Annotated in this window: 10 protein-coding genes and 1 other RNA gene; 3 read left to right on the forward strand and 8 right to left on the reverse strand. The window is 59.9% G+C overall.

The annotated features are described in order from the left end of the window. Position 1 precedes the first annotated feature (1 nt). From rsmH to Q4Q11_RS04695, 7 genes are all read right to left on the reverse strand, one after another. Entirely contained in the window at positions 2 to 1,027 is a 1,026-nt protein-coding gene (gene rsmH / locus Q4Q11_RS04665; RefSeq protein ID WP_112510312.1) for a 16S rRNA (cytosine(1402)-N(4))-methyltransferase RsmH, read from the reverse strand. A gap of 14 nt (positions 1,028 to 1,041) precedes the next feature. Then, positions 1,042 to 1,482 (reverse strand): division/cell wall cluster transcriptional repressor MraZ, encoded by a 441-nt coding sequence (gene mraZ, locus Q4Q11_RS04670; protein WP_113223220.1) that lies wholly within the window; start codon positions 1,480 to 1,482, stop codon positions 1,042 to 1,044. Positions 1,483 to 1,913: 431 nt separating this feature from the next. Further along, positions 1,914 to 2,313, reverse strand: an RNA gene (gene rnpB, locus Q4Q11_RS04675) — RNase P RNA component class A. 67 nt (positions 2,314 to 2,380) lie between these two features. Beyond that, on the reverse strand, positions 2,381 to 3,574 hold the full coding sequence (locus Q4Q11_RS04680; RefSeq protein WP_498568790.1) for an NAD(P)/FAD-dependent oxidoreductase: 1,194 nt from the start codon (positions 3,572 to 3,574) through the stop codon (positions 2,381 to 2,383). A 78-nt stretch (positions 3,575 to 3,652) separates the two neighbouring features. After that, on the reverse strand, positions 3,653 to 4,210 hold the full coding sequence (locus Q4Q11_RS04685) for a transglycosylase SLT domain-containing protein (RefSeq protein ID WP_113216299.1): 558 nt from the start codon (positions 4,208 to 4,210) through the stop codon (positions 3,653 to 3,655). A 268-nt stretch (positions 4,211 to 4,478) separates the two neighbouring features. Next, the gene (locus Q4Q11_RS04690) at positions 4,479 to 5,240 is read right to left on the reverse strand and encodes an N-acetylmuramoyl-L-alanine amidase (protein WP_498568791.1); all 762 of its coding nucleotides are present in this window, start codon (positions 5,238 to 5,240) and stop codon (positions 4,479 to 4,481) included. Beyond that, positions 5,237 to 5,947: a J domain-containing protein gene (locus Q4Q11_RS04695; RefSeq protein ID WP_112510322.1), complete on the reverse strand. Its 711-nt coding sequence runs from the start codon at positions 5,945 to 5,947 to the stop codon at positions 5,237 to 5,239. The genes Q4Q11_RS04690 and Q4Q11_RS04695 overlap by 4 nt, the downstream gene beginning before the upstream one ends. Positions 5,948 to 6,221: 274 nt before the next feature. Between Q4Q11_RS04695 and Q4Q11_RS04700 the strand changes: the two genes are divergently transcribed. From Q4Q11_RS04700 to Q4Q11_RS04710, 3 genes are all read left to right on the forward strand, one after another. After that, positions 6,222 to 7,433: a pyrophosphate--fructose-6-phosphate 1-phosphotransferase gene (locus Q4Q11_RS04700; RefSeq protein ID WP_112510324.1), complete on the forward strand. Its 1,212-nt coding sequence runs from the start codon at positions 6,222 to 6,224 to the stop codon at positions 7,431 to 7,433. A 121-nt stretch (positions 7,434 to 7,554) separates the two neighbouring features. Next, entirely contained in the window at positions 7,555 to 8,190 is a 636-nt protein-coding gene (locus tag Q4Q11_RS04705) for a LysE family translocator (RefSeq protein ID WP_113216302.1), read from the forward strand. Positions 8,191 to 8,324: 134 nt separating this feature from the next. After that, positions 8,325 to 9,464, forward strand: coding sequence for a lytic transglycosylase domain-containing protein (locus tag Q4Q11_RS04710; RefSeq protein WP_112510328.1), 1,140 nt, complete (start codon positions 8,325 to 8,327; stop codon positions 9,462 to 9,464). Positions 9,465 to 9,490: 26 nt separating this feature from the next. Here the strand turns inward: Q4Q11_RS04710 and Q4Q11_RS04715 are convergent, their stop codons facing one another. Continuing rightward, positions 9,491 to 10,879, reverse strand: coding sequence for a serine hydrolase domain-containing protein (locus tag Q4Q11_RS04715; RefSeq protein WP_498568792.1), 1,389 nt, complete (start codon positions 10,877 to 10,879; stop codon positions 9,491 to 9,493). Between the last annotated feature and the right edge of the window lie 86 nt (positions 10,880 to 10,965).

Genomic DNA, 10,965 nt, shown 5'->3' on the forward strand with positions numbered 1-10,965 from the left:
TTTAGCCCCCAAGCTTTCCGAGACTGGCGAGACTGGGCAGATCGAAGATCGAGAGATCCGCCGCCTCCCCCGGCGCCAAGGTGCGAACCCCCGCACGCAGCTTGGCCGAACGAGCGCGCGGATTGACTTCCGCCTCAGCGTCACTCGCAGAAACCATCGACTTGCCGACCGGCTCGAAGGTGGCAGGCCGCTCGTTCACCATCGGCATGTGCCGTGACCCGACAGCACGGCCCGAGCGATCGGCAAAGAACTTCTTAACGATCCTGTCTTCCAGCGAATGGAAGGTCACGACGACAAGACGCCCGCCCGGCTTGAGGGCGCGCTCGGCCGCAAACAATGCCTGCGCCAATTCGCCAAGCTCGTCATTGACGAAAATGCGCAATGCCTGGAAGACCCGCGTCGCCGGATGAATCTTGTCCTTCGCCTTTCGCGGGGTCACGACCTCGATCAGCCCGGCCAGATCGCGGGTGGTCACGAAAGGAGCCTCGGCCCGACGTTTCTCGATCGCATGAGCGATGCGCGGCGCCTGCTTTTCTTCGCCGAGAAACACAAAGATGCGAATGAGATCGGCGAGCTTTGCACGATTGACCACATCGGCGGCCGACACGCCGCTTGCCGACATGCGCATATCGAGCGGCCCGTTCTTATTGAAGGAAAAACCGCGCTCGGCCTCGTCGATCTGCATCGAGGAAACACCGATATCGAGCACGACGCCGTCAAGGCCGCCGCTAGGAGCATGATCGGCGAGCTCGGAAAACTGCGATTGAATGAGATTGAGATGGCCCGCATGCGCCGCAACGAGCGCCCGACCTGCCGCGATCGCCGTCGGATCGCGATCGAGCGCGATCACATCGGCACCAGCGGCAAGAATAGCCGACGTATAGCCGCCAGCCCCGAATGTTCCGTCAAGAATGATCTTGCCTGGTGCCGGAGCCAGCGCCTCGATCACCTCTGGAAGAAGAACCGGAATGTGACGAACTGGTCCGCCACCGGCATCAGAAGAACCTCCGCCTGAATTCGCCGCCATTCCGCTTCTCCGCTTTACTCCGAGCGCCTGCCAGCCAGCCTGCGCTCCTCTCGTGCTTGCTCCTGCAAGGCCAGAAAGGCCTCTGGTCGCCACAATTGAAAATGATCCGCCCGACCGACGAAGGTCACTTCGCCCGCAATCCCGGTGAAGTCGCGGATGAAATCCGTGACCGTCAACCGCCCTTCCGCATCGAGCTTCATGAAGACCCCGCCCCCGTGGATGAGGAGCGACATCTGGTTCGCCGCCGGCGAAAACGGATCGTCCGCCGCAATCTGCCGCTCGAAGCGATCGAGCAGATCGAGACCACCGACGCTGATCGCCGGAAACACAAAATCCTGAAAGCAATACAGCTCCTGGATATTGCGCTCGGCCAGCACGGAACGAAACGCCGCCGGCACGGAAACGCGGCCCTTGGCATCGATCCGGTTGGTCGCATTCGACAGGAAGCGGTTCATGACGCGAAACACCCGTTCCCCATGACCTGCAGGCAATCACGCGCTCGCAGGCACAGCCAAAATCGGACACAGCTTCGCAAGCCGAAAGAGCCGACACCCCTTCGACACTCCCAGGACGAGAGCAATCACGGCTTTGCGATGATTGGGCTCTGATTTGCCCATATGCAGTGTTCTTTTGGGATACCATGGGACCATATGGGCGTCAATGGGATGAAGCCACGTCAGACGTGGCCGCAGCCCGAATATTCATAAGCCGTTAAGTTTAACGAAAGGTTAGGATGGGCTTCAGGAGACATCCGGAAATGGATTGTTTTCACAAGCGAAAACCTTCACCTGTAACGCCCTGGAACCCTTGAGATTCAAGGCATTCGGCAGCTTGCGAAATTATTTCGCGAGAGCACGGGACATGCCTTCCCAAGATGGCGCGGTGATTTGCCAGTTGGCCTGTAAGCCGGGTTCTGTATGGCTCCGGCCAAGGCCGGAACGTGGCAGCCATTCATCTGGGACGGCGCTTGCGCGACGCCTCGTGCAACCCACCCGGATGACCGGCCCGGAAACGGGCTGGAACGCTTGCGCGCTCCGCGTCATCCCTATTCGGTTTTGCTCCCGGTGGGGTTTTCCGTGCCGTCGCTGTTGCCAGAGACGCGGTGGGCTCTTACCCCACCCTTTCACCCTTACCCGATCCTGAGATCGGGCGGTTTGCTTTCTGTGGCACTTTCCCTGAGGTTGCCCTCGCCGGACGTTATCCGGCACCGTGTTTCCGTGGAGCCCGGACTTTCCTCACCTCATCGCCTTTCGGCATTGATGAAGCGCGGCTGCCCGGCCAACTGGCATAGGCTCATTAACCGAGACCGCCCACAAATGCCACCTAAATATGCGGCCTTATGTGGGCTCAACATCAATCACGGAAATGCGCTGAGAAATCCGTGTCGTAGCCCTCGTCCTTGATTCGACCTGCGAGCAGCAGCTCCGCCCCCAGCCGGCCGATTTCATCCGAACTCTTCGCAGCCGTGCCGCAGCCGCCAGTCAGGACAGCCACGCGCGGAGAAGACGTATAGCCGATCATCGGATAACCTGATGGCGAATAAGAGACAGCGCAGGAATTGGTGAAAGAAGGCGCCCTCTTCATGTCGGGAACGAGCCTGTGGAATATCCGCACCAGATGCGCGCGCGCGCCATCGCGGCCAGCAGTGCGGAACCAGGCACGCAATTCCCCCTCGCTCTCGAATTGAAGATCGTCCGGATCGCCGCCGATCTTGATGTAGTACTTGCCGTCGGGGTACCGGATCGGCGGCAGCATATAGATGCTGTCCACGTCTTCGGGCGCCACTGAAATCAAAGAAGGCATGCCGGAAAGCGCCTCGGCCTCCGCCTCAGTGACCTCGAAGAAGGTAACCGTACGTCCATAAACCTTCATCTCAACAGGTCGCGGCAAGAGATTCTCGGCAATGGAGAAACCGCCGGCGGCGAGCAGGATCTTTTCTGCGCGGAACGTTTCGCCTTCAGCAGTCGTCACGACTGCCAGTCCACCCTCGTCGCGGATCGACAGCGCCGTCTGTCTGATGATCCGCGCGCCTGCCTCTTCCGCCAGCAGCGATTGCGCCTTCACGAGGCGGCGCGGACTGATATGGCCAGCTCCATGCGGTTCGAATACGCCTTCGCTTCCCGGTGAAAAGGCGAAGAAGGGAAACTTCGCCCTGAGCCCGGCATCGTCAAGCAGCTCAGTTTGAACGCCGAGCCGGCCAGCTGCCTTGATGACATCGCCGATATAGGTCGCTTCGCCGCCCCGCTTCGGACCGGTGACAAGGCAGCCGACCGGAGCGTAGAACTGGATGCCGCTATCCCGTTCGATCTCCGCATAGCGGCCGATCGAACGGTTTGCGAGACAGGCCCAGTCCGTGTCCGGGTCGATCGTACGGGTAATGCGGCCCTCGTCGTAATGACTGCCGAAAACACCCTGATGGCTGGCGCGATCTTCAGGTTCATCCGGCCCGATGACGGCGATGCCATCCGTTTGGTTTGCCAGGTGACGGGCAGCAGCTGCCCCCATCATGCCCCGGCCAACGACGATGAACCTGAAATCCGCTGCCATGCTGTAACCCTCACCCATTGTCGCGATTTCGATAGCACGGAAAGCGATTCCGCCCTACCCGAAACCCTGGCGTGAATGTCAGTCCAGAAGCGCCAGCACCTTGCCGCAGTAGCGCTTCGAGATCGGGTTCATGCGCGTGGCGGCATGACCGGCGTTGTATTTGAGGATAGTATTGCAGGTCGGGCCGCCGCCGAGGTCCTGCGCCATGGCGAGATATTTCATGCCGAACTTGATGTTCGTTTCGGGATCATAGAGCCCCTTGGGCCGGCCCGTGTAACCCATCAGCCTGGCGGTTGCCGGCTTGATCTGCATCAGGCCGATTTCGCCGGCGCTTCCACGGGTTTTCGGATTGAAATTGCTTTCGATCCGAATGACGGCGGTGGCGAGTTCGACTGCGACGCCGTTCTGCTTGGCATATTTGGCAATCAGCGCGGAATAGCGATTCTGCCGCGCGAAGGAGGATTCGGCGCCGCGCAATTCGGCGGGAACATTGGGAACCGGAAAGCCGGTGGTGCGGCTGACGATCTTGAGAGGAACCGTTTTATGCTTTGCGTGACGCTGGCCCGCAAAGGCGCAATCATATCCCACCAGCAGCACGGCCACGCATGCTACAGCCGCAACAATCAAATTTTTCATGTAGTCTTTTGTCTCCAGGGGCGGGACCGCGGACAGCACAAGCCGTCACGTCCGGCTGGAGGCAAAAAGAGCCGCCGGAATGCACAGTCCCCATTAGTCGTCTACGGCCGCGCGACACACAAAACCAAACTGCACGACCGCCGTTCAGCGAGCGCCGTTAGACCAATGCAATGCGGAGATAATAGGGAAAAGCTGTGGCGTAGCAGGGAGTTACGCTTTTTTTTGCATCCATAGCCGGCTATAAATGCAGACGACTGGATCGAACAGGCTACGAATAACGAGGCAAAGTCAAAAGCAGGCGATGCAGCGTATCGATCGTGGAGACGTCGGCAATGCCGTCCACTCGTTCCTGCCGGAAATGACGTTGGAAGGCCTCAACGTCGCCCTTCAGTTTTTCCGAGAATTCTCCAGTTATTTCAGTACCGTAGCCATAGAGCGAGAGCATGGACTGCAAGGCCTCGATCGGCTGGCCCACATCACCTTTCTGGAAGAAGCGACCGCCGGTGATCGAAGCCGGCTCGGTCCAGTGCCCCACACCTGCTGCAGCGAGCCGCGCCCAGGGGAATTTTTCGCCCGGATCGACCTTGCGCACAGGTGCGACATCGGAATGTCCCAGCACCCTTTCGGGCGCGATCGCCCAGCGTTGGCCGCAATCGCGACACAGTTCGATCACCGCTTCGATCTGCGCATCAGGGAAATCCGGCAGCCCGCCCGGATGGCCGGCATTGGCAATCTCGATGCCGATCGACGATGAATTGATATCTGTCTCGCCATGCCAGGAGCTCTTGCCGGCATGCCAGGCGCGACGCTCTTCCTGAACGAGCTGGATGACGCGCCCGTCCTCGAAAACGAAATAATGGCTCGACACCTGGCTTTCCGGACGACAGAGCCAATCAAGCGCCCCTTCGGCAGTGCCCATGCCGGTATAGTGCAGGAGGATCATATCGGGCCGACGCCCATCCCGCCGTTCGCTATGGTTCGGCGAAGGCTGCACATCGGCGCGAGCGAAATCGGCCTTGAATGCACTCATGCTGCGCGGCGTTCTTTCTCGATCTCGGCATAAGCTGCATTCAGAGCTGCCATCCGCTCATTGGCGATGGCATGAAACTCCTCCGGCACCCCTCGCGAAACGAGGCGATCGGGATGGTTCTCATAGACGAGGCCATGATAGCGGCGTCGGATCGTCGGAAAATCGTCCTGGCGCGACACACCGAGCACCTTGTAGGGATCGCGGCCGCCAATGCTGACATGGCGGGCCATGATCTGCTCGAACCGCTCCTCGGTCATATGAAAGATTTCTGCGACATGCTGAAGAAAAGCCATTTCCTTCTCATGGATCAGGCCGTCAGCCTTGGCGATGTGGAACAGGCCGTCGAGCACATCTTCCAGCACCGGGCAGTTCTTGGTGCAGGTCTCGCAAAGCGAGGAAAGCCGCTCCGCATAGGCCTCGTAGCCGGCCACATCCTGGCGCGCCAGATTATAAAGGCGGGCGACATTCTTGGCCTGGTCGGGCGGGAACTCGAATATCTCGCGAAACGCATTGATTTCGTTTTCCGTCACCACGCCGTCCGCCTTCGCCATTTTGGCCGAAAGCGCGATGATGGCGACGGAAAACGCCACCTTGCGGCGGGTTTCCGGGTCACCCTCGAATACAGTGCGAATAGCTTCCACCACCGCCGACAGGGCATTGCCGGCAGTGCTACCGATAGCATTCAGCAATTTTTCCCAAAACGACATTGCGGTCTCGGCATCTCTCTCAAACAGTACAACACCTTGATCAAATTATGGTTGCCATTGCAAGCAGTCCATTCGTCGCAAGACCGAAAACACTTTTCACAAATTGGTAATGATTGCGGGCTCCGACCCGGGGCCGACTGAGCTCCGGCGGCCCTCCAACTGCGCGTCGAACCGCGAGTTTCTTAAATTCTTTACTTTACAGCCATGCCCGCCTGTCGCATCCATTTCACCGCAACCATCGAAATGAAGCAGCTCGACTGCAAGGAGGATCTCCATGGCCAAACAAAAAGTCGCAATGCTCACTGCCGGCGGATTGGCGCCCTGCCTTTCGTCTGCCGTTGGCGGGCTGATCCAGCGCTATAGCGACGTGGCGCCTGATCTCGACATCATAGCCTATCGTTCCGGCTACCAGGGAGTTCTGCTGGGCGACAGCATCGAGGTGACGCCGGCCATGCGCGAGCGTGCGCACCTGCTGCATCGCTATGGCGGCTCGCCAATCGGCAACAGCCGCGTCAAGCTCACCAACATTGCCGATTGCGTCAAGCGCGGGCTGGTCGAGGAAGGCGAAAACCCGCTGCGCGTAGCAGCCGAGCGGCTGGCCTCCGACGGCGTCACCATCCTTCACACGATCGGCGGCGACGACACCAATACGACAGCGGCCGATCTCGCGGCCTATCTCGGCGCCAACGGCTATGATCTGACCGTCGTCGGCCTGCCGAAGACGGTTGACAACGACGTCGTGCCGATCCGTCAGTCCCTAGGCGCCTGGACGGCCGCCGAAGTTGGCGCCCACTTCTTCGACAATGTCAGCAACGAACAGACCGCCGCACCGAAAACGCTCGTCATCCATGAAGTGATGGGCCGTCACTGTGGCTGGCTGACTGCCGCGACCGCGCGCGCCTATATCCAGAAAAGCAGCGCCAACGAATATGTCGAAGGCTTCATGATGAACGCCGAGATGAAGGGCATCGACGGCCTTTACCTGCCGGAAATGGCATTCGACATCGAGGCGGAAGGCGAGCGCCTGCGCAATATCATGGAGAAGACGGGCCAGGTAACGCTGTTCGTCTCGGAAGGCGCCGGCCTCGACGCCATCGTCGCCGAACGGGAAGCTTCGGGCGAAACCGTCAAGCGCGACGCCTTCGGCCATGTAAAGATCGACACCATCAACGTCGGCGGCTGGTTCCAGAAGCAGTTCGCAGCGATCATCGGCGCCGAACGCTCCATGGTGCAGAAGTCGGGCTATTTCGCACGCTCCGCCCCCGCAAACGGCGAAGACCTCCGTCTGATTCAGGGCATGGTCGACCTTGCAGTGGAAAACGCGCTCAACAAAGTATCGGGCGTCACCGGACATGACGAAGGTCAGGGCGGCAAGCTGCGCGTAATCGAATTCCCGCGCATCAAGGGCGGCAAAGCCTTCGACATGTCCGTTTCCTGGTTCGCCGAAGTCATGGACCATATCGGGCAGAAATACACGCAAGCCTGACTGATCGCCGATCGATCGGGCCGATTGATGATAAGGCGGCCTGATTGATAATAAGGCGGATTGACGGATCGCCAATCCGATGTCTTTGCTGGCGGCGAAATAGGAATTAGGGGAGGATTCCATGTCCATCGAAACCTGGCTCGCTTTCGCCGCCGCATCCTGCATCATGCTGGCCATACCGGGTCCGACCATTCTCCTGGTCATATCCTATGCGCTCGGCCATGGCCGCAAGACGGCCTTGGCGACCGTGACGGGCGTCACTTTGGGCGATTTTACGGCAATGACCGCCTCGCTTGCCGGTCTGGGCGCCCTGCTCGCCGCCTCTGCCGCATTGTTTACGATTCTCAAGCTGATCGGCGCAGCCTACCTCGTTTTCCTCGGAATCAAGCTCTGGAGAGCCCCCATCGTGACGGGTCCGATGGGCGACAATGACAATCTTCCGGAGGAAAAACCGCTAAAGATCATGATGCACGCCTACGTTGTGACAGCACTCAACCCGAAGAGCATCGTCTTCTTCATTGCGTTCGTTCCGCAATTTCTCGACATGTCGAAACCATTTCTTGAGCAAACGCTTATTCTGGAGGCAACTTTCCTCACTTTGGCGGCACTGAACTCGTTGATTTATGTGTTCGTGGCCGACATGGCACGCGGCTTCATCCGCAAGGCAAGCGTGCAGCGCGCCGTTAACAGAACGGGCGGAACCCTTTTGATCGCAGCCGGCGCGGTGACCGCCGGATATCGCCGGATGGCCGCCTGAGGCAGTGCAGGGTTGCGGCGCGATCACGGATAGGTTAATGGGGATTCATAAATTTATCGATCCTGTGGCCGAATTTGGCGGTCCTGTGGCCGAATTGCATCGAAATTTGGTTTGGTTTTTTCGAAAGTGACAGAATGGTAACGATCGGATTTCCCAGCCTGAAGCGCAGCGTTGCCTTTTCGGCAGTGATGTGCGGCGCTCTCGCCGGGTGTGCAAGCACTCAGCAGCAGCAGACGTCTCAGGCAGAACTCCCGTCGGCACACGCCAACGTGCCGCATCCGAATACGACCCTGACCGCAACTGGCGCAGCGGCGCCTGCAGGCGGCACAGCGGTGGCCGCAGTATCTCCGACATTCATCGGGCCGCAGCAACCGCAGACAATGCTGGCGAAATCCGGCCGCGTTGCTCCGGGCACCGTAAATCAGCAGCAGGCCGACGCGGCACAAGGGCGCTTTGGCCCGCAGACGGCGGCGAACGCGACCAATCAGGGAACGGCCGCAATCGCTGCCGCGACCGGTGCACCGGTCGCCGGCACTTCGACGGCTGCCGCCTATGCGGCATCGGATGTCCCCATGGTTCCTTCCGTTGTCGCAATCCCGATGCCTAACCCGGCCCGCCCGGGCGACGCCGCGCTGACGCCCCTTTCCGCGGGCGTTGCAGCGGGCGAGCCTACCATTCCGATGACATCGGACGTTGCGGCCATTCAGGTCGCCGTGCCGACGCCGCGGCCCGACTCCATGGCGCAGGCGGAAGTCGCCTTCGCCACACCCGCGCAGATCGGCGTCCCGCGCTATTCCGACAACCGCATGCGTTATGATTTCAATTTCGACACCAGCGGTCCGACCGTCGTTCCAGCGGTAATGACAGCAGCGCCGAATTATGATTCCGACGTGCCGGCGGAGGAAAAGGGTTACGTTTCGAAGCTCATCCAGAAATACGCGAAGCTCTACGAAATCCCGGAATCCCTCATCCATCGCGTCGTCCACCGCGAAAGCCGCTACAACCCCAAGGCCTACAACCGGGCGGGATATTTCGGACTGATGCAGATCAGGTACAATACGGCCAAGTCCATGGGTTACCAAGGTCCGCCGTCCGGCCTTCTCGACGCGGAAACCAACATCAAATACGCCGCCAAATATCTGCGCGGCGCTTGGATGACGGCAGACAGCAAGGCTCAAAACAAGGAAACCAACGCCGTGCAGCTTTACGCCCGCGGCTATTACTACGACGCCAAGCGTAAGGGCTTGGCGGACGTCGCCAACGGCAATTACTGATTGGACCCAGGCGTACGGAAGCCGGCCTAATTTGTGGCCGGCTTTATCACATCCATGATCCGCTTCAGCAGGATTTGCGGCCGATAGTCCGCCCAGATCGGGGTCAGTCCCATCCGCACGACGACGAGATTGGCGGACGGAACGATCGCCACCGTTTGACCGTCGTGGCCGCTCATCCAGAACGTATCGGCAGGCAAGCCGAACTGCGCATTCGAGCCGCCGGGACCTGCGAGCCAGGCCTGAACCTGCGAGTAAACGCCCTCTGAAGCCTTCGTCGGCGTCCGCATGGCGCCGACGAAACCCTCCGGCAGCAGGCGACGCCCGTTCCAAACTCCATCCTGAAGCAGAAACAGCCCAAAGCGCGCCCAATCGCGGGCATTGGCATAGAGATAGGAACTGCCGACGAAAGTGCCGCGCTCATCGGCCTCGAAAACGGCACTATACATGCCGAGCGGCCCGAAAAGCGCTTCCCGCGGATAGGAAATGGCGGTGCTCAGATTGGGCAGTCGATTCATCCAGAGGCGAGAGAGCAGCGTTGCCGTGCCGCTCGAATAGCTGAAACGCTCGCCGGGAGCAGCGACCTGACGCGCATTGGCGGCAATGTTCGTCGTGTCCGGATCCAGGTAGAGCATGCGCGTCACGTCGGATACGTTGCCATAGGCTTCATTGAAGGCAAGGCCGCTCTCCATAGCCAGGAGATCGCTGAGTTTGATGTCCTTGCGCAAGTCTCCGCTCCATTGCGGCAGGAGATTTCGATCGTCGAACGACATGCGCCCGGCCAGCATCAGGCGGCCGATGATGGCGGCATTGACCGTCTTCGTCATGGACCAGCCGATGAGAGGCATCCCTTTGTTGAAGCCATCGCCATAGGCTTCGGCAACGATATGCCCATCCTTGACGACGACGATCGCGCGCATGGCAGGTCCGGCGAGATCCGGATTCGAGACGATATTGGCAAGCTTCGTCGCCTCGTCGCCTTGGCCCGTATTCACCGTATCGCCGTCCGGCCACAGCGCATCGCTCTTCGGCGCCTTGAGCTTGTTGAGAAAGACGGCGCTGCGCGCCGCCTGCAAATCGCCGTCAGGCACGGTCGCGCAACCGAGTGCCGCGCGATAAAGTGCGTAGTTCGGCGCAAACAATCCAAGAAAACGGGCCGTGACCACGCCTTCGTCACGATCGACGGTAACTCGAATGAGCTTCAATGCCGGATTGCCGGGAGACTGCACGTCCTCCTCCAGCACCTTGTCCGGATCCCGCTTGGCGACGAAGGTGTTCGAGCAGACAATCTTTGCCGCGTAGCCGTCGCCGACCTTGAGCAGTTCCGGCGGAGAAACGGAAAGCCAGACGGCTCCGCCGGCGACAATGATCAGCAGCAGAACTAAAAGAGCCCCGATCACTCTCGATATCAAACGCATGCCACATACCCTCCAAAAAGGTAGGCGGAGACAATCAGGAAACGCAGCAAGATGAAAGACCCATGATCGCCGAGGCTCCTTAAATA

Source organism: Rhizobium sp. UFLA01-1127 (genome assembly GCF_059803845.1).

Excerpts from the sequence above, each read along its gene's own strand:
- rsmH (WP_112510312.1), bottom strand. The coding sequence starts at position 1,027 with ATGGCGGCGAATTCAGGCGGAGGTTCTTCTGATGCCGGTGGCGGACCA.
- mraZ (WP_113223220.1), bottom strand. The coding sequence starts at position 1,482 with ATGAACCGCTTCCTGTCGAATGCGACCAACCGGATCGATGCCAAGGGC.
- Q4Q11_RS04680 (WP_498568790.1), bottom strand. The coding sequence starts at position 3,574 with ATGGCAGCGGATTTCAGGTTCATCGTCGTTGGCCGGGGCATGATGGGG.
- Q4Q11_RS04685 (WP_113216299.1), bottom strand. The coding sequence starts at position 4,210 with ATGAAAAATTTGATTGTTGCGGCTGTAGCATGCGTGGCCGTGCTGCTG.
- Q4Q11_RS04690 (WP_498568791.1), bottom strand. The coding sequence starts at position 5,240 with ATGAGTGCATTCAAGGCCGATTTCGCTCGCGCCGATGTGCAGCCTTCG.
- Q4Q11_RS04695 (WP_112510322.1), bottom strand. The coding sequence starts at position 5,947 with ATGTCGTTTTGGGAAAAATTGCTGAATGCTATCGGTAGCACTGCCGGC.
- Q4Q11_RS04700 (WP_112510324.1), top strand. The coding sequence starts at position 6,222 with ATGGCCAAACAAAAAGTCGCAATGCTCACTGCCGGCGGATTGGCGCCC.
- Q4Q11_RS04705 (WP_113216302.1), top strand. The coding sequence starts at position 7,555 with ATGTCCATCGAAACCTGGCTCGCTTTCGCCGCCGCATCCTGCATCATG.
- Q4Q11_RS04710 (WP_112510328.1), top strand. The coding sequence starts at position 8,325 with ATGGTAACGATCGGATTTCCCAGCCTGAAGCGCAGCGTTGCCTTTTCG.
- Q4Q11_RS04715 (WP_498568792.1), bottom strand. The coding sequence starts at position 10,879 with ATGCGTTTGATATCGAGAGTGATCGGGGCTCTTTTAGTTCTGCTGCTG.